Below are 24,804 nucleotides of genomic sequence, written 5' to 3'. Positions count from 1 at the left end.
TATATTATCAGGTGCCCAGTAAAACGGCGCTGATTGCTGGAACTGTTGTGCCAATGACTTCTTGAGTGCTAGCAACAACAGGTAAGGTTGCAGACATAACACTTTCAACGACGGTTGGCGTATTGTAGAGACCCATACCGCCACCAATGCCCAAGGCAAAAGCCATCAAGCTTTGCCGAGCGATACCGCCCACAATACCCACCAGAACCATGGCTCCCGCTACGATCCGTCCCAAAGTACCTTGGGTCCAATCTTTTAGGGTATCCCACACATCAGTGAAAGCATCACCACCGGTGCCCGCAAATGAGGGCTCCGAAATCATTAACGCCATTAAACCAAGCGCACCAATGGTCATTAGGCGCTGAGTTTGAATGGTGCGAACTGCATTTGTCATTCGTTAGTTTCTCCGTAGATACTCAAGTTATCGCGCTTACCATCAGCTCCCGCTGAGGCTGAATCGCTTTGAGTCTGAAGTGGACGTAGCACTGGCGAAACCGTTCGAGGTGCTGACACCCCAATATCCCACCGGCGCGGTTCAATTTCGGTAAACACGTAGCTGGATAAATTCAGATCTCCACGGTCATCCTCCCAAGGCGCAATCCAAATTCGCATCACCCTTGAAGGAATGCGAATAGGTGCAGACTGCTGCGTCTCAGGTAATGCTGGATGGCTCAGCAGTCCTGTCTCTAAATCAGATTGTGAATACCCAGAGGGAGAACCAATTCGAGTCGCCACAGCATCAATCGTCTTGGGTGCAGCGCCATTACTAGTAAGCTCATAGACTTCACGAGCGGATAAACAGCGCACACCGTCAGGCATACCTGGGCATCCATATTCACTACTCCCAAGACCCAATGAACTACAGCCAGACAATAAGGTTGAGCCGACTGCCAATAAAAGTAATCCAGCTTTAGACCACTGTTTTGACTGGTGCTTTGGGTTGTTCTGCATTGATGTCGTCATGGTTAACTCTCCTCTGGATACACATCTTATTGTCTGAAACGGACTTCGATCGGTTAGCAACATGCAGGATTTTTTCATCTTCTTGCACCTACCCCTTGTGAAGTGGCCAATGACAACGAGGCCCCACGAGTGACGATTACTTCAATTTTCCTTGCAGCGTCTACCTCTATGACTGGGAACATATTTTCAGCCATGTCCAAATAGAACTTGGCCACTCGATCCAATGCTTTACCTGTGCCTTTAATCGCAGCGCCTTGTAATGCTTCTTGGCTCATGACTTGCTGGTACAGCTGAGTATCACCGGCATTACCCGTCTGAATCGTTGGTACAGGATTCACATCAAATGCGCCTGCCAAGCCCTGAAGGAATCCGGCCATCATCGATTTGGCCACCAGCTGGCCTTGTTTCGACACTAATCGGCCACGAATACCGGCTTTGCCGTCTTCTCCCACGGCATAAGAATCCAGCCGTGTTTCAATGACGCCACCATCTTCTCTCACACATGAAATGGTCTCGCCTCGCAAATAAGCACGCTCAGAGCTCAAATCACCGTAACCTGCGGCGATCAAGAAACACTCTTTGATATCCGCTCTAAATCGGTTGGGTAAAATGGCTTCCTTTTGAATCCTCAGCAATGCAGGAAAAGGTTCACGTCTTGCAGACTCGTGGGTAGGTGCATCCAAACCTGTGATCAAAGTACCTGAGATGATGCTGCCCGCCGGTAAATACAAAGGCAGCGCTTCTTGCACTACAACTTCTGGCTCGACAACCACTTCAGGCTCAATCATACGAATCGTGATTGGCGGCAATGGAACATCCCGAGCTCGTGTACCTTGGCCACTGGCTGGCTGCTGATAGAGCGGATCTGGCAGCGGCGCATTGGCAAAATAGTCGTCTGGGTTAGATGGTAGTGGCTTTTCGTCTTTGGGTAATTCCATGGCAGATAAAGGCACTTCAAAACGGCTATTTGTGCCTTCAACTGCTGCATCACCTCCTGCGCGGACATCATCAAGTTCCGCTCGAAGGCGAGCCAACTCCGCATTGACCTCACTTGGTATAGAAGGCGAACCTGAGCTTAGCCGTCCTGAATCGACGTCACGACGCAAGCGCTCAACTTCACGACGTAACTGTTCATTGCGCTCACTGAGTAGTTTTACGTTCGCAGCCAAACTATCGACCCCAACATCACGAGTATTGGTATCCGTAAGAATGTGCCGGATCGTTTCCTGTCGGTTCCGACTGCTTGAGCCATCATCAGGATTAGGTGAAAACACCATCACCATAAGAATGAGACCACCAGCAATACCTGCAACCGATAGACCCCGCTTCATGTTCGGGCTCATTTGTTCCCATTGTGCTTTCATCGTTATTCACCTCCCACAAGAAGCGAAGGTCGCTGACTTTCCACCGCTTCTTCACGATGATTGCGAACAACCACGTATAACTCAGTCTTTTCACCCGGCAACAAGATATTGCGAGGCCAGTAGGCGCTTGCCACTATATCTGGTGCATGACAGGCTATTTCACTGGCTTCTATCGGCTCATCGGCAAAGCTTTCAACCAGTCCTACATAGACGGTGAAGTAATGTCCCGTCACAATTTGCCCCTGCTTAAAACCAAACTTTAAGCCTGGCTGAAAACATTTAGGGCTTATGTCAGTTTGGACAGCCAAACGGATGTCATAGCCTTGTGGCAACTCATTTAATGCAAGGCGTCTGAGTAAGTCTCGTAGGTTATCAACGTATGGCTGAGCTGTTTCCCAAGTGGCGGCTTTGCGGTTCACGACGCCCTTAATAGGCCACTGCTTACCATCAATAGCTAAGGTAATTTCACGCGGTGGAATACGACGAGGCACTAAGGTGACAGATAATGCGGGCGCTTCCTGACCAGGCGGAGTGATGTAAAGTGAAACCGGTGATTCTTTGTCCGTGGCTACATATACAACATTCCCCTTGATTTGCGTCTGAGCATCACTGGTTGTTCTCACCTGAGGCGATTCAAACGGCGTCACAATTCGATTCAGATGACCAAGTGCTACAGGGATCAGTTCATTAACCCCCGGTGTCATCAGTAGCGTTGTTGGCGTATCCGCTGCAACCGAATTGCTTTGAACCGGTGGATTTGCTGTAACAGACTGCTTCATCACACTGGCTGGCACAATCGGCAATTCCACGTCTGCATACGACGCTTGAGATAACAGAACGCCACTCAAGCTCATTGCGATTAAGCTTGGTGTCATCCATCGACTAATTTTGGTTCGCATCATTCACCCTCCGGTTTTGCTCTTGGGTCAACTTTTCACGAACTCGCTTCGTTCTAGCTTGCCCCTCATACGTATCCATCCAACTGAGCTTTGGACGGTATTGCTCAATATCGATGTCAAACTCATAGGTGCGAGTTTGGCGCTGTTCATCTCCAGATGGTCCAGAGACCAGGGAATAACCGGTCACAAAGACATGGCCGGTTTCATACTCATACTCCACTTGTCTGGGTTGGAATTTGAGCGTGACTCGGTCTTCACGGATCTGTCTTGCCTGAATCTCCAGTGCATCGACCACTTGCTGGTACACCGCAGGTGAAAGTAGCGGCTCGATAGCAACCCGGATAAAGGACACATTGCCCGGCGTCACGTTGCCCATAAGCTCAGCTAGGTAGAGCCCCCAGGATTCCAAGTAAGGCTGAGTAGCCTGGTTTCGTGACACTTCAGCCGTTTCAGACAAGGTTGGTGGTTGAATGGCCACTACGGTATTGCGAGAAAATGCCGCAACCGCAAGCAGTAAGTTAGATAGCATCAGCACTGCAATCAGGAACCGTTGCCATCGGTTCTCTAATTGCGTGCCTTGCCATGATTTTAAAAACACGTCGAACTTCACGGCAGATAGCTCCTGATAAATGGGTTAGGGATCGTCTTGGCTTTGGTTGGCAACAGTCCGGCCCAGTAGATGGCGTGAAGAATAAAACCATCTGGGCGACCATCACGAAAACGCCGATAGAGCTTGGTTGTCACCAACCCCAACAGGCATAAAACCAAGGCATTACCGGTAAAAATGCCGATCACTAGCCCCAACAGAATGGGAGCCATCTCATCGGCACTCCAAAGCAGGAAGTGCGGCGGGTCATCGATATAGGACGGAATACTCACAGGTTCCATAGTCACTCCTCGTTGTTTGAATTGAGAAGTGAAGGATGCCTTGGGATTGGCAGGTTCAGTGGTCAGCTAGATGCCGAATTCTTGAAGGTTTTGAGGGTTCTACTCAGACAATACTAACAATTGATCTTTTTGATGCGGTTGATATGATGGGGATATTGGTCGTGTCGAGACCAGCTGCCCACTTTAGCAAACCCGGATGGGACGACATGCATATCAAATTTATTTTTTGCTTAGGTTTTTTCTGCGACCTCGGCAGTGGGCACCGTATTCGCTAATAGGAGAAACTCAATGCAAATTACTAAAATCATTTCCTCTGCCACGGTTGAACGTTTAAAGCAAAAAGCACGAAAGCTTAAACGTGAACAATCCATTACACACACTGAAGCACTCGATGAAATTGCAGTATCTGCTGGTTTTAATCATTGGCATCAGGTTGTACAAGCTAATGACGTACTGAAACCATCAGAGGTGGCATTATCTTCTGGATGTGTCATGGCTTTTGATGTCAAAGATGGTATGGATGTCGATACCAGTGATGGGATCTTAATTGAAGACCATTTCTTGGAGATGCTCACTGAAAAGCAGCTATTCGAAATTTATGCCAATTCCCCTGATGAGGACGACGAACAAAACAGGCCGCTAAAAGAAACGCTATCGGATTCAGAGCTTCAGGAGTACTTTCGATCTGATTGTTCATTCATGTACTTTCGCCTAGCCGAGTCTCATGCAAACAAACCGCTGAAAGAAGTATTGGCTCTTATACGACAGTACTCGTTTTGGATGCCGCAATATATTTGGCTTCAAGGTCATCTTATTGATACTTATCATTTGCCCTCGGAAGACGAGAATGGCAATACCGTAGGCGTAAGGTTTTAGCTCTACAAGATGAGGCCTAACTGGCCTCATATCTTCTTCTGCAAGTGGCTTAACGCCAACCCTGCCATCAATGCCAAGCCGATGATCATCGACGGTAGAACCACCGGTGGAATAGCCAACGGGGCGAACAATCCCATAAACAGTAAGATGACGCCTGAACCCAGAATTATCATGCTATAGCGGTGAATGATAGGACTCGAAAAATCAAAGGTTGTCTTCTTAATCTTCCAGGTCATCAAGCCATCCCACAGCGCCGGTAACATGAGAATAAGCGCAAAGGGCAACCAGACCATCAGCAACGCAAATCGAGTGAACACTTGGTACAACACATCAAAAAATGCCTGAATACGGTCTTCTACCCAGACAAACCAAAAGCCTCCCATGTTCTCCATCCCTTTAGAGCGCAGTCGCTGCTCTTCAGTGGGGATCAGAAAATCACGCACAGATTGCTCCATCTGCGTATCCACAACCCATGACTGATACCAGCTATGGCTAGTTTGACCAATCCAATAGCTTGTTTGTGCGCCCAATTGGTTTTGGATCATCTGCTTCTCTTTACTAATGACCCGGCCAGTCCAATCACCGGGCACTAACACGCCAATGGCAATAATCTCCAACATCAGTGCCAGACACAGCAGCCAAACCGACTTATGCTTGCTCATGCCAAACATCCTCTTCTACTCGGGCCAGCATGGCTGCAACGGTTGGCGTCATAATCCGGGCTTTAATCACTTGTTGAAGCCGCTTTGTCGTCGTATGACCACTTTCATAACGCACTGCGATGCGACCTTCAGCCAGATACGCCATCCGATTTGGACGATTACGAATCCAGGTGTAGAAATACACACCATCCACGGCGGCCCACTCGAAATGGTCAGGATCACGCAGGCGAATCCCTGTTAAAGCACTGGCGGCAGTCCAGGTCAATGCCTCAATGAAATGCCAAAGGCGTACACTGTCATCATCACAACTGACTTCTTCATAACTCCCCAAGCCATTACACAGACACAAATCAAAGATGGAATGGCCATCTAAAGTGAGCGCATCTGTTAAATAGTCCGCCAAACAGTGCACTGAGGCCAAAGCATGAGGCCAGTCGGTTTCAAGTAGTCTTAAGGTTTCCTTGAACTGGGAGTTATGTTGCTGCCACTGAGCGAGCATTTCTTTACTGGTAAGTGTTGTCATTTTCAGACAGACAGAATGATGCATACAGACTCCTTATGCTGCCTGTGTAGAGCTGGTTAAAATAGGAATGCGGCCTTTGATCACGCGGCCACCTGAAAGCTTGGCGATGTACTCCAGGTTCGGGAGCTGGCCTAATAACTGCGGTGGAAACATATCGCCTTCTTCCTCCATCAAGCGCTCGCCATGATTGCCAGTAAATAACGCGGGGCTGTCCGAGTTGGACGACATACCTTGAGTTTGCATGATGTACTGCAACCGAGTCTTAGGCAGATTGTCGGTAATGTACTGCTGCGTTTCGGCATCCATCACCCGAAGGGCTATCAGGTTGTTGATGTTACCTAACACCTGACGGGCCTTAGCCTCACTGCCTGTACGAGCGGCAAAGTCAGCAAAGGTCTGAGTAGCAATCACACAACGCATTTTTGCACCTCGGCCTTTGTTGAGCAGTTGAATGAAGGGATCGTTGACGACTTCAGCCGCCTCATCGATGAAAATATTTACGGGACGATTATCAACACCATAGTTATAGCGGTCACCGGCCACGGCGGTGAGATCGGATAAAAGCAACGAACCAATGGCGCTACCCACCATGGCGTCGGTCAATGAATCCAATCCGATATAGGCCACTTGGGCATTGTTGATAATACGGCCAGAATCCGTAATTAACCGACTGTCATCCACATCGTTTGCAATCGGTGATAACAGTGGCCCTAATTCACTTGATGTGAGCATATTGAGCACCGGCATCAGTGAGGCCACCATCTTTGAATAGTGGGTTCTGTCATGCTCAAACATACTCAATAGCCCCTCTAAATCGGTATTGGCGGCAACTGGCTGAATGCGTTCGTAGTAGAAAAGCAGCATCGCCATAGCTTGTTTAGCCAAGGTATTGGCCTTTTCGGTAAAGCGCTTAATCTCCACACTAAAGTTCGGATATACCTGCTCCCCCCAGGCTGTGACGGCTTTTACTACCAAGCCTTCCGGACCACCTTCCAAGAATCGTCTCAGTGTTTTCAGATCAGGACGCTGTGACGTAAGCAACAGACCTTGCACTATGTTATTCAGTGCCATTTGGCCAAAAGCTTTAAATGGATCAGCACCGGTTTCAGATGGGATTAGTGCCGCAATTCGACTGGCAATTTCAGTGCCCCGGTTAAAGTTCCTCAGGGGATTGAGACGTACTGAATGCTCTGGAAAACCCGGATGAAAATACACAAAGCGCTCTGGGCTACCGGCGGCAATACAGGCTCTCTGCGCATTATCCTTAAGTTCCTTGTCACCCTTAGGGTCAATAATAATCACGGCTTCATTGCGCAAAATGGCCTGGGTGATCATCGCATCAAAGCATCGGGTTTTCCCTGCACCGGTCGTACCGACAATTAAGGTGTGCCCCTCAGTATGACCAACTGGCTGGTACACATCTTCTTCTTTGGGCTCGACACCATGAATCCAGGTCGAACCCATTTGCTTACCGTGCCCCTGGTTCAGCAAGGTTTGCTTATCCCGCTTTAGGATTTCATAAGCGCGTTGGGCATGGCGTTGGTCCCACTCAAAGCCATAACCTAACCACAATTCATCAGGATGTTTTGCCATCACTTTTTGCAAATGCGACAGCGCCATAAAAGCCAATGGTTTGCCTTTTAGCCCCTTCTGCAACTGATAAAGACGATAAGCCTCAGGCAGGCGGTACAACGCCATGCCCGAGGAAATCCCTGTCATCCACCAAAATGGCTCAGGTGGTAACTCAGTCAGCATTTCTGCGGCAATTGCCCCAGTTGCCCCAACTAGCCAACCTGCTGCTGCCATAGCTTCATAGTTCGTGCGCCAGGGCATCTCATATGCGTTTTCTTTCATTCATGCTCCGCAAAATAACCGTTAGCAATCCGCTTAATTTCAAATGGATTAACGTTTAGCGTGAGCGGTAAACAGAACCGTTTCCCCCTCATCAAACTGGCATTCGTCACTGGCCGAGATCCCCCGAAGTAGCTGTCCGGCTGGAATGCCATGCTCCTTGGCGACTTGGCGTAAGGTTTGAATCGTGACGCGAATACCATCGGCACTATGATCCACGTCTGGGTAATCGCCATCGGTCAGTAAGATGGGCAAATCTTTCACAAAATTAACCATCTGTTGGCGCTGCGCGTGTTTGGGGTCTGTACTTGAGTTAGTATTGGCCGCAATCGGCTTTTGCTTACGCTCCGCTGTTGTGGCGGGCTCTTTTGCTTGGGCATTAGTTGTCTTAGTTCGACTCGGACGCTGTAAAACCTCTTCGTTCTGAATTGCTGCCGCCGGTTCTGCGTCTTGTTTGGGAAGGTCTATCTGTGCAGTTAGTACTTTTGAAATCGATACCTTCAGCAGTAACCCTTGCTCCTGAACTCCATTATTCGAGGTCACAGTTCTGGCCTTACGTGTTGGGTTTGCAGGATCTAGTTCAAGCCAGTCTAATCGACTGAGTTCAGCAAGCAGTTTTCGAGGAGCACACCAAGGCCTTACTGCATCGGGATAGCGGATCAGTATCTGTTCACCAACCATAACCAACGCACTGCTGGCCTCTGGGAGCCACGCCAAAGATTCAGGGAGATTCAATGCTTCTGCATGGTGCTGGTTTGCGTTATTCGCGATTGCAGCATCGCTTGAATGGTGAGGCTTTTCGCATCCATCACCTGGAACATTTTCATTTGCCTGAAGATGATTAACATCACTGGCATGACGAAGTTCATCATCTTGTTCGGACGATTTTGTCGATGGCGACTCAGACGAATTGCAGTGATCGATTGATGATGACTCTTCAGGCAAGTCTGGATGCTCACTGGAACGACTCTGAGGCTCTGCTTGTATTTGCTGTGTTGCTTCCCACTCAGATTTGCTGAACAGCGTCACGCTACTTGGTACATTCGAGCTAAACAATAAATCGGCCTCAGATATATGCAGCATGGGTAACCAGATTGGCTTGTCGTCTTTGATCAGCACTTCAGGGGCAAGGCTTTCATATCGCTCATTTGAGGCGGATTTCGTGGCCAATCCTCGCTCAATGAGAATGTCCGCAAGGGTATCGGGATCTCTTGGAATGCCAGGTATCTTGTCTTTGGACAACAGCTCAATGATGTCCTTAGCCGCGCTTTTCCAAACCAGGTAAAGATGGGTTGATTGATCTGATTTTCGTACCCAGACTCTGGCGTCTCGCTGATTGACCAGCCATTGCGAACTGGCAAGTAATCGCCTCATGGCATCAAGTAGATAGCGTTCGACTGGGACACCAAGGGCATTGTCGTCAACGGAAATTCGTTGAGCTTTAAGGTCTCGCTGGACACTGGTTTGGTCGGCTTCAATGACCAATTTAGAAAGGACATGCTCGGGATCGGTATTGCCAATTGCTCCCAGCATGGCTTGCAAAATCTCAGGGCCAGGTTGAGTTAACCAGGCTAGCAACTCAGGTGTCATCACCCGGTTTAACACCAGAATTGAAAATTGCTCGTGTCGCTTGCACCGTCCATCGCGCCAGCGAATGAAATAGCGTTCAATACTGTTGTTACTGGTCCACTGGGATAAGGTTTCTAAAAAAGGGTTCCACTGATAGCGTCCATCTTCGTCTGTGATGGACAGGTCTGAAACGGGCTTACCAATATCATGGAACAAACCGCCAAGAGCCGCCGCAACACGCCACCTTGGTTCAAGCTCTTTTTTCTCAACCGGTGTACCACTGGCAACAAAGATGAGCCCTTCAGCAGCTTGTGCAGCCCAGAAAGCAACTTCCAACGAATGACGTAATAAACCACCCGCACCACTGTGATGATGATGCTCAGAAGCTGGCAGCAAGTGGACATAAGCCGCCAGATGGTCAATGCAGGGCTGAATCAACCGTTGAAAATCACGCTGATTAAAGCCAAGTACCTGACGCAGTTTAGCAATTAGCTCGTCTTGTGTGGACTGCAAATCCTCGGGTGACGCAGCTGGTAACCCCTTCAGAAATGGCGGATAGCGTGGAATGTCTGTATCCAGTTGCGATGACAGCTCTGGTATTGCTTTGGTTTGAAAGAATAGGTTTTTGAACATAGTGAACCTCCGACACGATAGTGTGGAGGTTCACTAACAATTAGGATGTTAGATAGTCGCAAGAAACATGCATTTATCTGTAGTTGTTTTCGTTCTAGTGAGAAAACCGACAGTTACATTACAGTGTGGGATAAGACAGCTTTTCATTGTAAGACTGGGCATCATCCTCCCAAACTAGCCGAACAACATGCTTTCGTTTCGTTTGCATATGAACAGCGGCTATTAGCTCAACGGCTTGATACTTTTCGAGGCTTTCCATCGGAAATTTGTCAGTCACTTCTGATTCAATAACTAAATCGTTACCTTCGGGGAACTCAATTCTGACGTTTCTTGCAGTAGCAGCACCTTTATTCCAAACCTTAAGCCGATACTTACTGCTGCCAAGTTTTATAATTGATGCACCAAGGTCAGCTTGCTTTCCTTTCAGAGCATCTTCATTTTCTTTTTCCAAGAGAATGGTGTTTAGCTTTTCCTGGCTTTCGACAAGTGACTTCTGCCTCTTATTAAAGCTTACCGTTTGCCATGTTGCGTAGCCAGATAAAAGGAAAGCTAATCCAGCTATCACATCACCTGCATCAATAGTTACCGGCATTACCTAATCCTTATATTCTTGCTACCAGAAAAAGCCTTTTTCAAAGATTTTCGTAGTTCGTCTTGAACGTCTTTTAAAACTTCTTCCTTGATTTCAGAAAGGTGCTCATCAATATTTTCGCTATTCTCTTGAATAAGCTCATCTTTATTGAACTCTCGGTCACAAGATGCACAAGTCATTACTTGTATTGTTTCATCGCAACCGTCTTCGTATGAAAAGTCTGAACAGCCACAAGTCGGGCAAAGCAAGCTTATACTTCTATTGTATTTTTCAGGATTCATTCTAACTTCCCGTTATGTTAGTGGCCGTATTTAATCGCATATATTCAAGAACTAGAAAATGCATTTTGGAGTTCTCTTGGTGCTGATTAACAGTTAAAGGCCTAAAAACCAGCTAGGATCAACTGTTACTTTTTCAACTAACTCTGTTTTAACGCCTAAACTAAGTTCCTTGAGTTTATCGGCCAACTGATCACCATCAACCAAGTCAATTGGAGCAACGCCATCACGGTTGGCTTCTTCAATCGCAGCTTTTGTAAAGTTACCTGTAGTGATAAACATCCCACGATCAGCTCTACCAACGGTTGCGCCCCTGAAATCACGGATCTCGGGAGCCCCAACGGAACCTTTGTACTTTTTACACTGAAAAGCGATATGAAAGCTCATCAAACCGTTGATTCGGGCAATTCCTTTGCCATCGATACCACCATCACCCGTGCGGCCAGTCACTTCAACATGGATAAAACCTGATTCTCTCAATAACCTCTGTGTTAGTCGCTCAAACGCATCCGGGCTCATTTCTTCAATTAGCACATGATGCAGTTTTTCACGCCAAAGCATAGCCTCTTCTGGGGAGTCATCGGACGACAGTTCTGGAGTAGATGTCGTAGCATTAGCCTGTTCAGGCTTGCGGTCCAGAGCTCTAACAAAGTTGACAATTTCTCTGCTATCAACTTCCGGTTCCTGTCTGGCTTTATCTGTAAGTGCCCACACGCCACGAGATGAATTTTCAAGGTATCCAGCTTTCTTCAGGTAGGTTCTAGCCCAAGCTAATCGATACCCAACTTCAGTTTGGCTACTTTTTTCGGGGTTGTGCAGAACAGCCAAAGTACCCTCATCAAACTTCTCAAGCTCGACAACTTCTTCGTAAATCTCGTCGATGCTGCCTGAGCCGCCAAGGTTAACTAATGCCTTTATTAGCGGGAGCATAAGCTGATCAAATGTGACCATTATTTTCCTCCTGGAAACTTTTTCGTAAAAACAGCGACCACTCTCTCACTGAGATAGCTGACTCAACCAAGTTAACAGTGCAAAGCGAATGAGATTGGCTACTCATGACTCTTCCATTACTCCATCAAGCATATCTACTACATCATTCAAGAGATCATCAGCCTGAGCAAAAATAAACTGCTTTAAAAACTGATCGATGCGAATATTAAGCTTAAAGGGCGGAATGCTTAGGCCATCTAATTTTTCAAAATAAACTTTGGCTTTTACCTTATCAACAGTGTCTTTAAGCGCGTCAAAGCGACCGAAATTATTAAGGTTTTTCTCATTAACACTATCGTTTAATAAGCTAATAAGCTGGCTTTTATCTAAACCTAACGCATTAACAATGGCATTAATCTGGGCATTTTCAGCATTGTCTTTGTAGGTGTTGATGTAATCTCTGAAAGTATGGCCTTCTATTAACTTTGCATCGCCACGCTGTAAATCATGTAAGAAAAGCTTGGCGTATTTTTGTTCAGCTTGCGTCAGTGATGAAAATGACTTGTGCAGTTCGTTGAGCGTAAGCTCAATGCTGGCTTGATCATTATGCTGATTTAGCTCTTTTAAATATTTATCGAAGCGACTATTCATATAATCGGCATCAATCTTTCCAGTGTCGATTTCCGTCAAATAGCCACTAATATCAAAAGGCACATCGCCGCCACCCGCACCACCACCATCACCTTTTGATGCGAGCTCTTTATAACGCAGCGCAAGGCTCAGGTAGGTTTGTTCATTAATGGCGAGAGTAACCTCATGTTCAGTGCCATTTTCGCCTGTTGAAGCATCCGTCGTGAATGTATAGACCGACTGCTCCCAATGTAAACCTTGTACCTTCGCGGCTTCTAGATGCTGGTTAAATACTTTAAATAGTTCAGCAAACTTTGCGCACGCCTCAACATCTTCTGGCAGTTTTTCAAAATTTTCCACACCGGCACTAATGAACAACTCGGTAATATCACTGAATAGTTCATTCATTGCTTCTAAGTTACTTTCTAGCCTATCAACAAATAACCCTATGGGTCTGTCGCCAGAGTATAGTTTTACCGCATCGTTAATATGTTGCTCCATCGTATGCGGATAACGATAGTAACGGATAACACCATGAGGCTTATCGGGGCCAAACAATCGATTGGTACGAGAGAAGGCTTGGATGATGTTTTGGTATTTAATTACCTTATCTAAATACAAGACATTCAGCCACTTGGAGTCAAAACCGGTGAGCATTTGGTCTACAACAATCAATAAATCCAACTGTTTTGTAGGATCGGTATGAATACGCTCATAAGGTTTTTTGTGAGCAAGGCGTGCGGCTAGATCTTTCTTAAATGCTGCATGACGGGCAAAATCAAAATCGTGGCCATAACGCGCATTATAGTCACGCATAATCTCATCCAAGCCATCACCTTTAAACGTTGGCCCACGGTCACCACTGCCGTCATTATCAATGTTGGGATCAAACAGTGCTGATACTTTTAAATCAGGCTTAGCAGCCTTTAACAGACGGTAATAATCAATGGCTTCAGCAATACTGTTAGTAGCCAAAATCGCATGAAACTTATAGCCTTGGCTTAGCACATCCCATTTGTGTAAAATATCTTCTACCACTTTGGCTTGGTGAGTCTCGCTTAGGTATTGACTTTTAGGTACATAATCTTCAATACCTCTGTGGTATTTACCTGTGGCGTCTTTGTAGCCAGCCATAGGCACTTCATTCATAAAATAATTAAATTTTTTCTTTTTGGCGGGATTATCCATGGCTTCCGCTACCGATTCCGCCTTAGCTTGCTCTAGGGCGACAGCCTGCCTTAAGTCACCGTCCCTAAAAGTAGGCACTTTATAGGGATCAAAGCCGAGTACGTTACCATCTCGAATACCATCAGCTATGCTGTAGCGGTGCAATTCATTGCCAAATACGGTACTGGTAGTATTGCCGTTTTTTTCATTTTCTTCTTGGATCGGAGTGCCAGTAAAACCAAAAAACAAGGCGCGGGGAAAGGTGCGTTTAATAATGATCAGCATGTCGCCAAACGTTGAACGGTGCGCCTCATCAATAATAAATACCAAGCGTTTAGCGCGGATTTTTTCAATATCTGCCGAGTTTGTTGCAGTGCCCTCATCATCCACTTCTTCAAAAATATTACTCATTTTTTGAATAGAGCTAACAATGAGGGTATCGGCTGGGGACGTGCTTTTTAGCTTGGTTACCAACACATGAGTATTTTCGGTCGCTTGGACATCTTCACCATCGCCCGCAAAATTACGATATTCCGCCAGCGACTGGGTGCCAAGCTCGATTCTGTCCATCAAAAAAATGACTTTATCGGCATCTTTTGATTGGGCAATCAGCTGTGCTGATTTAAAGCTGGTCATGGTTTTGCCGGAACCCGTGGTATGCCACACATAGCCGCCCAAGCGGTCTGGGTTATTAGCAGCGCTACCCAATTGTTGCCAGTTGGTTTTGGCTACCTTATCCGATATCGCATTGGCGGCGTAATACTGATAACTGCGCATCACTTTAAGCACACCATCGGTATCATCGGCAACGGTGTAAAAGCCAATTAACTGGTGCGCCATGGGGATGGATAACAACGTCGAGGCAATGTCTTTCCAATGGTTCATGGGCTCGTTGTTAAAATCGGCCCAATTGAATTGGTAGTCTGGATTAAATTTGCCATCTAGCCCAGGATTGGCAAAGTATTTGGCCTCATTAGGCTCCATAGCGACAAACACTTGAATGAGTGAAAATAAGCCACTAAAAATACCTTCTTTAGAATACTTCTCAATTTGGTTAACCGCTTGGCTTACCGGCACGCCACTACGTTTAAGCTCCACATGAATAACCGGCATACCGTTAATCAGTAACAGCACATCACCACGTCTGTCATTACGCAGTGGGCTACCGCGTTCAAATTTCGGCTGCTGGACGATTTGGTAACGGCTTTGGCCTGCCGCAATTTCTTGGCGGTCATAGATTTTAAGGCTGACTTCTTTGCCAAGATGCAAGGCATCGGCGGGGTTATCGCGCTTAATAGCCACGGTTTTGCCGTTGATTAAACCATTAAGCTTGAGCGGGGTTTTCAGTTCTTTGATCTGCTCAATAATCTGCTGCATTTCCGTTGCCGTCAGGGGCACATCGTTTAAGCGATCTTGCTGGCGATTATTTTCAAATAAAATGTTCGCCCAGTTTTGCAGTAAATCCGCTTCGGTTTTGTTTTTAAGTATCTCGCTTTCCCAGCCTTTATGGGTAAGCACCTCGATAAAGGCCTGCTCAAATTGTGCTTCGGTTTTAAACGTCGTCATGGTTGTGCTCCCTGCTAAACAAACATTTTGCTCAAGCAGGCTTGCTTGATGTTATTAAGTTTGATGATCTGTTGTTGGTGTTGGTTGATCAACGCATCAAGTTTTTGGAAGTAGTTGCCGATGGCGATCTGCTCTTCCTTCTTAGGGATATAAAGATATTCTTCCTCTAAAGCACTTCCTTTAATGTTTCCAATAGCTCCGTTTCCACCGGATACATTCATAGAACGAAATCGATCGTACCAATATGTATTCATTGAAGCATTTAAGAAATGAGGTACATCTGTTTCGGCTAGCAACATAAAGCCTCCATGCACTGCATCTACAGTTAAGCCGCACACTACAACATGTTTTCCAACTAAATTGCTTGAGCCATTTGCTGATGTTATTAGTATGTCGCCATTTTTAACACGGTTAATATTCACTGCATTTTTATTGACTTGGACGTCATCTTTTCTTAATTCGAATCTATCAACATTAATATTTGATGAACGCAAAACAATAATTCCATTTTCAGCGATATCATCTGGCTTGTAAGTAAGTCCTCTCCTTACTCCAGCAATGCTCTTAAATTGGACTTCCATCCACTCCCCACTAAACCCTTTAAAGCGGATTTCAGGGATCGTTTTGCCTTGCTTAGGAAACATTTTTTCCAGCATGGCATTTTTGATATTGCTAAGCTTGTCATGCTTTTGTTGGTGTTGGTTGATTAGACCATCTAGCTGCCGGAAATAATCAGTTATAGCGCTTTGTTCGGTTATATCTGGGATTGTAATGACTCTACTTTTCCAGTCCGTAACATCGAATACTAACTTTTCAATATCGACGCCATAGGAGCTAATAAAAAAAAGCTTATGCATCTGATGGCGCTTTGAAATCACAGTCCAAAATTTGGCAGTTATTTCATCACTATCTGTTACGACAAGATACTCATTAGATACAACAGCATTGTCTAAACTCTCTGGTACAATCCCATTGGCACCATGAACAACCTGCCGCTTTGAAATTAAGTAATCACCAGATTTAATCCCAAAATAGTTTTTTACTAATATATCTTTTCCTTTTAGTGAAGCTCTAGCCACAACACCTTCGTTGCGACGCTTCACGGTCACCAATTGATATAATTCGTTATCGAGCAGCTCAACTGGGCGTCTTGTCTCAGCTAAAATACTTCCAATTTCTTTATCTTGCCAATCACCACTAAAGTTCTCGAAGCGAATGTCTGGTGCCTTCGTCTGAATGGTCATCTTAAGCGCCCTTTAATAAGCTAGTAAGTTCAGCTAAGCCTTGCAGATCAAATTCATTACCAGTGAGTTCACCCGTCATGTCTGCCAGTTCTTGTTCGGTGGTTTTAATCTCATTCGCGACTTGCGAATAGGTCACCGAGTATTTATCGGCAAGGGCTTGTACTTGGCTGGTGAGCTGAGTAATCACGGCGCTTGGCATAGCAGCAAGCTCTTGGCTTAATGGCGCGATCCATTTTAGGTGCAGCAATTCATTGACTTGCTGGTCGCTTAAACCTTCGATGGTGGTTTTCGTTTTTAAGTGCAGGGCGAATTGAGCTTCTTTGACTGCTTTTTTCAGCTTTTTCTCTTCGTCGATGAGTTTACTCGCCGCCATTATCTTGGCTTCGTAGCTTTCGGCTGCAAATTTAACTTTGCTGTCTTTTTGCTCTTTTAGGAAAGCTTTCGCCGCCTTGGCGACTTCGGCATTGGCAAAGCCGTCTTTGCTTTCTTTTACCGTGTCTTGCTCTTTGTCTTCTTCGCTTAGAGATTCGAGTATTTCCTCAAGCGCGCTGGCGATTTCGACAAGGCGGTTTTCTTGTTTTGCCAGAGCCGCTAGGTCATCGCTCAGGTATGTTTGTTGTACTAAATCAAAGGGCATGATGTGGCCTTTCCAGCCGTCTTGCACTTCGGTATCTTTGCCCTTAACTTTTTTAACCACAATATTGGGGTCAACTTGTTTCGTGGCGACGAATCCTTCAGTTTGCATCATTTCTAAATCAGCACTAATCAATTGCCATTGGTTGTTCAAATATTGATAGGCCTGGTATTTGTCTATGAGTGCAATGGGCGCCAAGCGTGTGAAAAGTTCGGTGCTTAATTCAGGCTCTTGCTGGTTACGGTTAACGGCTTGCCAGCCTTGGATAAGTGTAGTGTTTAAATAGTCATCAAAACCGGCGAAAGCTTGGTTATAAGTGCTGATAAATTCGATGACTTGTGGATGCTGGGTAATGGTTGCATTAACGTCTCGTTTGGCAATGGCTAATTCACTGTAGGCGGCAGACTTGGCCACAAACAGCGCATCATGCAATTGCGGGAATGATTGCCAATATTGGTGTAACTGCGCAATTTCGCTATTTGGGATGCCGCCTAGCATAGTGGCGTGTAAATCCCAGCTTTCAGCCGCTGGTGACGAGTCTACATAACGCGGTATGTTTAAGTTGTAGCCGTTGTCGCGCAGGGTTTGTTTGCTGACTACTTGCGAAAATTTTTCGATGCTTTCGCGATTGATGACGGAATCAACAATGCGCTTGATGTCACTGGCTTGCAGTTTGTTATTTTTGCCTTCTTTAACATAGTGCTTGGAGGCATCCACAATCAATACGTCATTGTTTTCACGCTTCTGCTTAAGCACCAAAATAACGGTAGGAATACCAGTACCAAAAAAGATATTAGAAGGTAAGCCGATAATGGCATCAATGTGGTTTTGCTCAATTAATTGCTTGCGAATTTCGCCTTCTTCACCACCACGGAACAACACGCCATGGGGCAAGACAATGGTCATAATGCCATCGGGTTTTAGATGATAAAGATCATGCAGCAAAAAGGCAAAGTCTGCTTTGGTTTTGGGCGCAAGACCAAAACGCGAATAACGTGGATCGCTGTCTTTAAAACTTGGGTCCCAGGCTTGTGAGTAAGGCGGGTTAGAGACAACCGCATCCACATATAGGGCATGATAAGTACCTTGCGGATCGTTTTCATCAAAGTATGGCCAATCGTCTTCTAAGGTGTCACCGTTACGGGTTTTGATATTGCTGGCTTTAATCCCGCGCATGATCAGGTTCATACGGGTCAAGTTATAGGTATTTGCTTTCAGTTCTTGGGCATAATAGGTAATGCTGTCTTTGCTTTTGGCGTATTTTTCGACCGCTTCACCAATATTAATCAGTAACGAACCCGAGCCCGACGTTGGGTCGTAAATCTCGATGGTGTCTTTGTGTTTTAATTCGTGGGCGATGATGTGCGACATCAGTACCGAGACTTCATGCGGCGTGTAGAACTCACCGGCTTTTTTACCGGCATTGGCGGCAAATTTCTCAATCAGGTATTCATAGATGTAACCCAGTACGTCATAGCCTTGCTTACCGTTCATTGGGATACTTTTGATTAAATGCAGTAGGTCACTAATGGCTTTAGTACGTTTACCCGCGCTTTCACCCAGTTTGCTAAGACCCGTTTCGAGTGTGGTGAAAATACCTTCAAACAATTTTTTGTAGGTAGGAGAAATCAAACGGCTAAAGGCGGATAGCGCATCGCGCACGTTAGACTCGTCAAAGTCGGACTCTGGAGCAATCCATGTTGAAAATAAGTTATCATAAGCGATGAAATAGCCTAGATTGTCTTGAATGTACTTGACCGTGTCCGCGTCTTCTTCGTTTAGGGCTTTAATGTCTTCAGGTGTCATGCCCTCTTTGGTGACAAACTGAACTAATTGGTCGCTCAGGTACTTGTAAAAAATGAAACCTAAGATGTAGTCTTTGTATTCGTTAGCTTCGATTTTTGAGCGCATCTGGTTTGCTGATTCCCAGATTTTTGCGGCTAATTGTTGCTTGTTCATGTTATTTCCTATTCTGTGACCATATCGAAACCAGGCGCAATCGCAAGGTTACCGACACCGTATAAAGTTTGATAATTTTTTAGCCATAAATGGAATTCGGGTGTTTTTAATTGAGCCTCTTTGGAGCAATCGACATTCCAAAGCCGAAGCATGTACCCCGCAGTTGCTGCTCTGATTTCAACCTTCATCACGCCCTCCGTCATGCCATAGTCCAGCTCTATCGCTTCGCTGTGCTCTATGCGTGGGTGTGGCACTAACTCCAGCTCTACAAATCGGTTCCATTGCCGGTCTTGGGTTTCGAGCTCGGTTTCAGACAACCTCGAATCCTCAAGTACAACCGCTGCTTTAATTCGGGTAAGCACAAAGTCACGGAACTCATTATGCTTGCGGTCATAACCACGAACGTGCCAACGCAGGCCATTGTCTACCAGCGTATGCGGCACAATTTCACGCGTGGTTTCACCGCTCGATAACGATACATAGGTGATACGCAAGGCTTTGCCTTTGTGTATGGCCTCGGTGACTTTCGCTACTATAGATAAGCTCGGCTTGTTAAGGTGATAAGGCGCTTCACACGCAAGAGGTGGTTTTACCTTTCCAGTAAAGCCATCGCCGTACCCTTGGCTAATCGTCGCCAGCGTTCTCACAACGTCGTAGTCGAACAAGGGTTCAAAAGCTTGACCACGCTTATGCAACTTGAGCTTTTGGTCATACTCAATGTTGCCTGGTGCAAGCTCTCGGTACATTGTGAAGTCTTTCGTTGCTTGTGCGGCGGCTATGCTGAAGCGATCGACTAAATCCGCCCGCACCGCTTCGCCCTTAAACAATAAGGTGAAATCGATGTGGGCAATGCGATCCCTGGTTGCTTGTGGCAACTGCGCTATCTGCGAAAGCCTATCTGGCTTCGCCACTACTGTTTGTTTCAGACCATCATTTGTCATGCGTCTTGTTTATCCAATTCAACCAGTTTCTTAAAACTCTGTTTATAAAGTACCGTCAGACATCACGTAATCACATTGAAAAGCATCACTCAATGCTGCTCTTCATCCACAATGACTAATCAATCTCTACTGGTTGAAGCTGGACAGATGGACATAAAACACTGAATAGGCTTCAACCTAATTAATTTTATTAGGTATCATCCTATCACAAATTGTTTTGTAGGGAAGACTAAGCGGCAACTTTTTGATCTGGATTGCAATTGCCGCTCAGGTATCAATGTGAAGACCTTGTTTGGTCCATCGATCATAGCCGCTATCAATGCGCTACCCGAACCAGTGGCACCACGATGTTACCGCGATGAGATACCCCTTTGTCCGACCCTGTAGACATCAGGGCTCGTTGCTCACTCTCCCGAATGCGCCTAGCAACTTCTGCCTGAGCTGGTAGCAATGGCAGCATCCCTTCAGCAATCGAGTCTGGTGCAGACTCTTGGCCACAGGACATCAAGTGCTTCCATGGATCTTTAAGAAAGCGCTCGAACGTGATGCCAAATTCAATGATGCGGGCAGAGACGAAGATTTCGCCCCAGTATTCAATGTAGGTGTCTTGGTACATGGAAAGATTCCTCTTGTTGGTTATATACCCTTCCTACTTGCAGCCGCAGCGGTGTTACCTGCATTCGCTCACCCCAATCACATAGAAGATCTATGCTCATGGGGACTCGCTCACTTGCCGCCTAGCTACAACACCAAGTAGTTTGGGTATAACGTAAGTTCACTTTCCATTTTCCAGAGGTTTTCAAATATGCAAGGGGCTATGATAAAGCTTTAAATCGATTGCGGGCATCTTTGTAGTCATAGTGAGCATGTTCTGAGCCACGATGATACAAATCATCCAGGTAAGTTTGTTCCTGCGGCAACTCGTCTTCGCTGATTTCACGCCACCAATGTTTGTTGGCACCTTTAACACCGTCATGCCAGCGGTAACCGCGCTCTTTTAAATAGTCCTTTACGTCAAACGGCGCACCAAACGCACGAACTAACACAGTTCGCCTGTCCGCTTCAGACAACAAGTTTGCAACGGACTCGGGCAACAAATGGAACAACCAGGCCATCGCCAAACAATCGGTTGCAGCTCGGTGTCCTTCATAAAACCAACCTAAGCGAAGCAGCAGGTACTCAAGCTTTCGACTTTCAAAACCCAGTGCCTTCCAATCTATGCCACTGGCTGAACAGGCCCAAGATAGATGGCCTAATGCAGCAAACCGCTTTTCAAAGAAAGGACGATCAAACTGAGCATTGTGTGCGACCACCAGCGGATCATCGGATAACCAACTCGCTACCAGTGCATCATCAATGCGCTGGCCTTGCACCATCTCATCGGTGATACCAGTTAACTCGGTAATCAGCTCGGGGATTGGCTTGCCGGGATCTTCATACAGGCTGATCACATCAACAATCGACACAATCCGCTTAGCCGAGGGGCTGTAAAGCACCTTAACCATACCAAGCTCAATAATGGACTCGTCATCGGCAGACAGTCCGGTTGTCTCTGTATCGAGCAGCACCATTGGCTGTTCGTCACCGACGATAGGAGAAAGTTCAAGTGGCCAGGACTGCGGCTCACGCGTTAATGGAATACGCTCCAGCAATCTAAAATCTTCTGGTCTTTCTGGGATATCCGCGAGGCGCTCTAACGGAAATGGCGCTGGGGCTCTTGTCATTGATGGTTCCTCTTCAATTCTATTGTTCGCTTTGGGTTATTTCACTGTGCCCTGTTCGTTTATAAACGCGTTTGTACAAAATGCACCTTGGATACCTCAGCGTTTTTTTAATCTTTATACTGGGTGAACCCATGTATGAAGGCTTTGGCTAAGCCTTTCAGAAAGCCTTAGCTAAACCCTTTAGGTAACCCTTACCGATACCCTTTACGTATGGCTTAGCTAACCCCTTTTCAAACGGTTGCAAAAGGCTTGAGCTGAGTTCGATTGAGCATTTTAATGATTCTCCTGACTTCGCTTTAAGCCAGTAAATTCAATACGAAGCAGAATTTTACTAACTGTTTTTAAACCCTTTGCAAAGGGTTCAACAAGCCTTGTTTGACGGTTACTTGACCCATGCGTTAACCAGTAGCAGTAACAGGATCAGTAACAGAAACAAGAGCAGTAGGCAGAAGCAGTATTGTCCAAGCCTTCCAGGCTTTGACGAGGGCGAGTAATCCCCACATCAAGCTTTTCACCACAAAAAAAGAAATCACCTACAACACAGCGTCTTACTTGAACAACTACAGTTTACCTACAATTTTACTTGTAGAAATCAGCATAGCATTAGATACTGTATAAACAAACAGTATTAATTATGATTTTTCGAGGTTCGTCATGAGTGTCTCGCTTATAGGCCGTAGCGGCGCACTTGCCTTCATCAAAGCCAAGCGCCTTCGTATTCCATTGTTCATGGAACGTGTTTCTGCTGGTTTTCCCTCACCAGCGCAGGATTATGTTGAGCAAACGCTCGACCTTAATGAGCTTTGCATCAAGCGACCGGCTTCAACGTTCTTTGTGCGCGTTGAAGGTAATTCAATGATTGATGCCGGGATTCACCCAGATGATATTCTGGTGGTTGATCGCTCTGTCCAAGCCGAACACGGTGACATTGTCATCGCTGGCATCCATGGTGAACTCACGGTAAAGGAGCTTCAACTGAGGCCGTGCGTCAAGCTGATCCCAAGAAACCGGGCGTATGAACCCATCCATATTCCTGAAGGAACAGAGTTGGAGATATTTGGCGTGGTCACCAATGTGGTGCGAAACATGCGCCGCAAGTCGTGACTATCCCATGCCTGTATTTGCCTTGGTGGACTGCAACAACTTTTACGCCAGTTGTGAGAAGCTGTTTCGTCCTGATTTAAAAGATACGCCGGTTGTGGTGCTGTCCAATAATGACGGCTGTGTGGTTGCACGCTCGCGTGAAGCCAAGTCACTCGGTATTAAAATGGGCGTACCCGCCTTTCAGATCAAAGCTGAAATGCAGCGTCATGGCATTTTGGCTTTTTCGTCCAACTATGAGCTGTATGCAGATTTAAGCAGTCGAGTGATGAGCACTTTGGAAGAGATGGCACCACGAGTAGAGGTCTACTCCATTGACGAAGCGTTTTTGGACTTAACCGGTATTGAGTCTGCCATATCCCTTGTCGAGTTCGGACAACAAGTGCGAGAGCGGATAGGTAACTGGATTGGGATCACCGTCTGTGTAGGCATTGCACCGACTAAAACACTCGCCAAACTGGCCAACCATGCCGCCAAAAAGTATCCAGCCACTCAAGGGGTTGTAGACCTGACCAATCCAGATCGGCAACGTCGATTACTCGCATTAGTTCCGGTTGATGATGTTTGGGGTGTTGGTAGACGGCTTTCTAAGCGTTTAAATGCGTTGGGCATCACCACAGCCTTAGAGCTAGCCAATGCCTCTCCTAGAGCCATCAGAGACCAGTTTTCGGTGGTTTTAGAAAGAACCGTCAGAGAGCTCAATGGTGAGTCGTGCATTGAACTTGAAGAGATCCCGCCAACTAAGAAACAAATCGTCTGTAGCCGTTCATTTGGCGTAAAAGTAACGCAATTTGAATTGTTACGTGAAGCTGTATGCGAATATGCAACCCGCGCCACTGAGAAGCTTCGCAAAGAACAGCAGAAAGCCAAAGTGCTGACCGTGTTCATACGTACCAGCCCATTTAAGGACAACGAACCGCAATACAGCAACTCTGCATCGGGCGAGTTGTTGATACCCAGTTGTGATACGAGGGATTTTATCGAGCTGGCCAATCACTTACTCAAGCGGATATGGAAGGATGGTTTTCGTTATGCCAAAGCGGGCGTCATGCTGTCTGACTTTTACGATCCTGACATGTTTCAGCCAGGACTATTCGATGACATATCGACCCGCTCTAATAGCCAACAGTTAATGTCTGTATTGGACACCATTAACCAAAGCGGTGCCGGAACGGTTTTCTTTGCTGGACAAGGTACGAAGAAAGATTGGTCGATGAAGCGAGAGCATTTGTCTCCCGCCTACACAACACGCTGGGACCAGTTACCGCGAGTGAAGTAGCGCAGTTAACTCAATAGGCATTCACTCTGCGACGCAGCATGTTGAGCTTATCAACTTGGCGTCGAACATCACTGAAGAATTCTTCTTTCTCCATGGCCAGCGCTAGCTCCCATTCTTTGGCCAAACCTTGGCAGTCCAAAAATGAGTATCTCAGCTTCGTCTTTGAAATACGCAGTCCCTTACTAAAGACCACGCGTTTGCCTCGTTGACCGTGAAAACTGTTGATGTACCACTCAATGCCAAAGCCATACTTAAAGTCTCTGATACGGACACCAAGCAGCCCCCAATCTTTAAAGGGCGCATTCTCGCGAACCTTGTAATGGGTAACCCAAAAGTCATCAACTTCAGCTCGTGCCAGTGCTTTTAGCCTGTCCGTTTCTTGCTGAAGTAAATCTGATACCTCTGCTTTCCATTGTTCATTGACGATTTCTACCAAACCAATTTCCCCATCCAGTTAACCCCAAAAGCCAAAACCACTATCCGTTTGGCTTTTGGATCGAAACGCCAAACGTAAAACTGCCGTAACAATCA

23 protein-coding genes are annotated in these 24,804 nt (G+C 46.3%); 3 read left to right on the top strand and 20 right to left on the bottom strand.

Going from position 1 to position 24,804, the window contains the following annotated elements; all coding sequences use genetic code 11:
- Positions 1-7: 7 nt before the first annotated feature.
- The 6 genes from traA to traL all read right to left on the bottom strand — a co-directional run bounded on the left by traA (position 8) and on the right by traL (position 4,114).
- Positions 8-394, bottom strand: a complete 387-nt coding sequence (gene traA, locus ACF8CV_RS18575; RefSeq protein WP_000180225.1) for a TraA family conjugative transfer protein — start codon at positions 392-394, stop codon at positions 8-10.
- The gene (traV, locus tag ACF8CV_RS18570) at positions 391-963 is read right to left on the bottom strand and encodes a type IV conjugative transfer system lipoprotein TraV (RefSeq protein WP_001944091.1); all 573 of its coding nucleotides are present in this window, start codon (positions 961-963) and stop codon (positions 391-393) included. Before traV ends, traA begins: the two co-directional genes overlap by 4 nt.
- A 74-nt stretch (positions 964-1,037) precedes the next feature.
- Complete coding sequence (locus ACF8CV_RS18565) at positions 1,038-2,327, bottom strand: TraB/VirB10 family protein (protein ID WP_392416421.1); 1,290 nt, start codon at positions 2,325-2,327, stop codon at positions 1,038-1,040.
- A gap of 2 nt (positions 2,328-2,329) precedes the next feature.
- Entirely contained in the window at positions 2,330-3,226 is an 897-nt protein-coding gene (locus tag ACF8CV_RS18560) for a type-F conjugative transfer system secretin TraK (protein ID WP_392416550.1), read from the bottom strand.
- Positions 3,210-3,836, bottom strand: coding sequence for a TraE/TraK family type IV conjugative transfer system protein (locus ACF8CV_RS18555; RefSeq protein ID WP_033931145.1), 627 nt, complete (start codon positions 3,834-3,836; stop codon positions 3,210-3,212). Before ACF8CV_RS18555 ends, ACF8CV_RS18560 begins: the two co-directional genes overlap by 17 nt.
- Positions 3,833-4,114, bottom strand: coding sequence for a type IV conjugative transfer system protein TraL (traL, locus tag ACF8CV_RS18550; RefSeq protein ID WP_000433891.1), 282 nt, complete (start codon positions 4,112-4,114; stop codon positions 3,833-3,835). Before traL ends, ACF8CV_RS18555 begins: the two co-directional genes overlap by 4 nt.
- Before the next feature lie 288 nt (positions 4,115-4,402).
- Between traL and ACF8CV_RS18545 the strand changes: the two genes are divergently transcribed.
- Positions 4,403-4,990, top strand: a complete 588-nt coding sequence (locus tag ACF8CV_RS18545; protein WP_033931147.1) for a plasmid-related protein — start codon at positions 4,403-4,405, stop codon at positions 4,988-4,990.
- A 26-nt stretch (positions 4,991-5,016) separates the two neighbouring features.
- Here the strand turns inward: ACF8CV_RS18545 and ACF8CV_RS18540 are convergent, their stop codons facing one another.
- The 13 genes from ACF8CV_RS18540 to ACF8CV_RS18480 all read right to left on the bottom strand — a co-directional run bounded on the left by ACF8CV_RS18540 (position 5,017) and on the right by ACF8CV_RS18480 (position 21,893).
- Positions 5,017-5,652, bottom strand: a complete 636-nt coding sequence (locus tag ACF8CV_RS18540; RefSeq protein ID WP_033931148.1) for a DUF4400 domain-containing protein — start codon at positions 5,650-5,652, stop codon at positions 5,017-5,019.
- Positions 5,639-6,199: a conjugative transfer protein gene (locus tag ACF8CV_RS18535; RefSeq protein WP_182029143.1), complete on the bottom strand. Its 561-nt coding sequence runs from the start codon at positions 6,197-6,199 to the stop codon at positions 5,639-5,641. The genes ACF8CV_RS18540 and ACF8CV_RS18535 overlap by 14 nt, the downstream gene beginning before the upstream one ends.
- Before the next feature lie 9 nt (positions 6,200-6,208).
- The gene (traD, locus tag ACF8CV_RS18530; protein ID WP_033931150.1) at positions 6,209-8,029 is read right to left on the bottom strand and encodes a conjugative transfer system coupling protein TraD; all 1,821 of its coding nucleotides are present in this window, start codon (positions 8,027-8,029) and stop codon (positions 6,209-6,211) included.
- Between the two features lie 48 nt (positions 8,030-8,077).
- Complete coding sequence (gene mobH, locus ACF8CV_RS18525) at positions 8,078-10,228, bottom strand: MobH family relaxase (RefSeq protein ID WP_182029147.1); 2,151 nt, start codon at positions 10,226-10,228, stop codon at positions 8,078-8,080.
- A 118-nt stretch (positions 10,229-10,346) separates the two neighbouring features.
- On the bottom strand, positions 10,347-10,820 hold the full coding sequence (locus ACF8CV_RS18520; RefSeq protein WP_001145412.1) for a hypothetical protein: 474 nt from the start codon (positions 10,818-10,820) through the stop codon (positions 10,347-10,349).
- Positions 10,820-11,101, bottom strand: coding sequence for a hypothetical protein (locus ACF8CV_RS18515; protein ID WP_025611290.1), 282 nt, complete (start codon positions 11,099-11,101; stop codon positions 10,820-10,822). The genes ACF8CV_RS18520 and ACF8CV_RS18515 overlap by 1 nt, the downstream gene beginning before the upstream one ends.
- A 93-nt stretch (positions 11,102-11,194) precedes the next feature.
- Positions 11,195-12,049 (bottom strand): restriction endonuclease, encoded by an 855-nt coding sequence (locus ACF8CV_RS18510; RefSeq protein WP_182029149.1) that lies wholly within the window; start codon positions 12,047-12,049, stop codon positions 11,195-11,197.
- Between the two features lie 102 nt (positions 12,050-12,151).
- On the bottom strand, positions 12,152-15,391 hold the full coding sequence (locus ACF8CV_RS18505; protein WP_392416413.1) for a type I restriction endonuclease subunit R: 3,240 nt from the start codon (positions 15,389-15,391) through the stop codon (positions 12,152-12,154).
- A gap of 14 nt (positions 15,392-15,405) precedes the next feature.
- Positions 15,406-16,635: a restriction endonuclease subunit S gene (locus ACF8CV_RS18500; RefSeq protein ID WP_025611181.1), complete on the bottom strand. Its 1,230-nt coding sequence runs from the start codon at positions 16,633-16,635 to the stop codon at positions 15,406-15,408.
- 1 nt (position 16,636) lies between these two features.
- Positions 16,637-19,228 carry a type I restriction-modification system subunit M gene (locus ACF8CV_RS18495; protein ID WP_258492177.1) on the bottom strand — a complete coding sequence of 864 codons (2,592 nt, stop codon included), beginning with the start codon at positions 19,226-19,228 and terminating at the stop codon, positions 16,637-16,639.
- A gap of 8 nt (positions 19,229-19,236) precedes the next feature.
- Complete coding sequence (locus ACF8CV_RS18490) at positions 19,237-20,169, bottom strand: WYL domain-containing protein (RefSeq protein ID WP_182029155.1); 933 nt, start codon at positions 20,167-20,169, stop codon at positions 19,237-19,239.
- A gap of 316 nt (positions 20,170-20,485) precedes the next feature.
- Positions 20,486-20,785, bottom strand: a complete 300-nt coding sequence (locus tag ACF8CV_RS18485; protein WP_182029157.1) for a hypothetical protein — start codon at positions 20,783-20,785, stop codon at positions 20,486-20,488.
- A gap of 199 nt (positions 20,786-20,984) precedes the next feature.
- Positions 20,985-21,893 (bottom strand): 3'-5' exonuclease, encoded by a 909-nt coding sequence (locus ACF8CV_RS18480; protein WP_392416410.1) that lies wholly within the window; start codon positions 21,891-21,893, stop codon positions 20,985-20,987.
- A gap of 654 nt (positions 21,894-22,547) precedes the next feature.
- Between ACF8CV_RS18480 and umuD the strand changes: the two genes are divergently transcribed.
- Both umuD and umuC read left to right on the top strand, forming a co-directional pair.
- Positions 22,548-22,997, top strand: a complete 450-nt coding sequence (gene umuD / locus ACF8CV_RS18475; RefSeq protein ID WP_392416407.1) for a translesion error-prone DNA polymerase V autoproteolytic subunit — start codon at positions 22,548-22,550, stop codon at positions 22,995-22,997.
- Positions 22,966-24,273: a translesion error-prone DNA polymerase V subunit UmuC gene (gene umuC, locus ACF8CV_RS18470; RefSeq protein WP_392416548.1), complete on the top strand. Its 1,308-nt coding sequence runs from the start codon at positions 22,966-22,968 to the stop codon at positions 24,271-24,273. The genes umuD and umuC overlap by 32 nt, the downstream gene beginning before the upstream one ends.
- Positions 24,274-24,283: 10 nt before the next feature.
- Here umuC and mobI read toward each other — a convergent pair whose 3' ends face one another.
- Positions 24,284-24,727 carry a conjugative transfer protein MobI(A/C) gene (mobI, locus tag ACF8CV_RS18465; RefSeq protein WP_029627953.1) on the bottom strand — a complete coding sequence of 148 codons (444 nt, stop codon included), beginning with the start codon at positions 24,725-24,727 and terminating at the stop codon, positions 24,284-24,286.
- Positions 24,728-24,804: the final 77 nt, after the last annotated feature.

This window comes from Vibrio sp. zbq_1 (assembly GCF_043102935.1).
GTDB lineage: Bacteria > Pseudomonadota > Gammaproteobacteria > Enterobacterales > Vibrionaceae > Vibrio > Vibrio parahaemolyticus.
The sequence above is the reverse complement of the archived record's forward strand: the minus strand, read 5'-3'. Positions and strand labels throughout refer to the sequence as shown.

Excerpts from the sequence above, each read along its gene's own strand:
- ACF8CV_RS18505 (WP_392416413.1), bottom strand. The coding sequence starts at position 15,391 with ATGACGACGTTTAAAACCGAAGCACAATTTGAGCAGGCCTTTATCGAG.
- umuD (WP_392416407.1), top strand. The coding sequence starts at position 22,548 with ATGAGTGTCTCGCTTATAGGCCGTAGCGGCGCACTTGCCTTCATCAAA.
- ACF8CV_RS18540 (WP_033931148.1), bottom strand. The coding sequence starts at position 5,652 with ATGAGCAAGCATAAGTCGGTTTGGCTGCTGTGTCTGGCACTGATGTTG.
- ACF8CV_RS18510 (WP_182029149.1), bottom strand. The coding sequence starts at position 12,049 with ATGGTCACATTTGATCAGCTTATGCTCCCGCTAATAAAGGCATTAGTT.
- ACF8CV_RS18520 (WP_001145412.1), bottom strand. The coding sequence starts at position 10,820 with ATGCCGGTAACTATTGATGCAGGTGATGTGATAGCTGGATTAGCTTTC.
- ACF8CV_RS18485 (WP_182029157.1), bottom strand. The coding sequence starts at position 20,785 with ATGTACCAAGACACCTACATTGAATACTGGGGCGAAATCTTCGTCTCT.
- ACF8CV_RS18545 (WP_033931147.1), top strand. The coding sequence starts at position 4,403 with ATGCAAATTACTAAAATCATTTCCTCTGCCACGGTTGAACGTTTAAAG.
- traL (WP_000433891.1), bottom strand. The coding sequence starts at position 4,114 with ATGGAACCTGTGAGTATTCCGTCCTATATCGATGACCCGCCGCACTTC.
- traD (WP_033931150.1), bottom strand. The coding sequence starts at position 8,029 with ATGAAAGAAAACGCATATGAGATGCCCTGGCGCACGAACTATGAAGCT.
- ACF8CV_RS18495 (WP_258492177.1), bottom strand. The coding sequence starts at position 19,228 with ATGAACAAGCAACAATTAGCCGCAAAAATCTGGGAATCAGCAAACCAG.
- ACF8CV_RS18500 (WP_025611181.1), bottom strand. The coding sequence starts at position 16,635 with ATGACCATTCAGACGAAGGCACCAGACATTCGCTTCGAGAACTTTAGT.
- ACF8CV_RS18565 (WP_392416421.1), bottom strand. The coding sequence starts at position 2,327 with ATGAAAGCACAATGGGAACAAATGAGCCCGAACATGAAGCGGGGTCTA.
- traA (WP_000180225.1), bottom strand. The coding sequence starts at position 394 with ATGACAAATGCAGTTCGCACCATTCAAACTCAGCGCCTAATGACCATT.
- umuC (WP_392416548.1), top strand. The coding sequence starts at position 22,966 with ATGTGGTGCGAAACATGCGCCGCAAGTCGTGACTATCCCATGCCTGTA.
- traV (WP_001944091.1), bottom strand. The coding sequence starts at position 963 with ATGACGACATCAATGCAGAACAACCCAAAGCACCAGTCAAAACAGTGG.
- ACF8CV_RS18535 (WP_182029143.1), bottom strand. The coding sequence starts at position 6,199 with ATGCATCATTCTGTCTGTCTGAAAATGACAACACTTACCAGTAAAGAA.
- ACF8CV_RS18560 (WP_392416550.1), bottom strand. The coding sequence starts at position 3,226 with ATGCGAACCAAAATTAGTCGATGGATGACACCAAGCTTAATCGCAATG.
- ACF8CV_RS18480 (WP_392416410.1), bottom strand. The coding sequence starts at position 21,893 with ATGACAAGAGCCCCAGCGCCATTTCCGTTAGAGCGCCTCGCGGATATC.
- ACF8CV_RS18515 (WP_025611290.1), bottom strand. The coding sequence starts at position 11,101 with ATGAATCCTGAAAAATACAATAGAAGTATAAGCTTGCTTTGCCCGACT.
- mobH (WP_182029147.1), bottom strand. The coding sequence starts at position 10,228 with ATGTTCAAAAACCTATTCTTTCAAACCAAAGCAATACCAGAGCTGTCA.
- ACF8CV_RS18490 (WP_182029155.1), bottom strand. The coding sequence starts at position 20,169 with ATGACAAATGATGGTCTGAAACAAACAGTAGTGGCGAAGCCAGATAGG.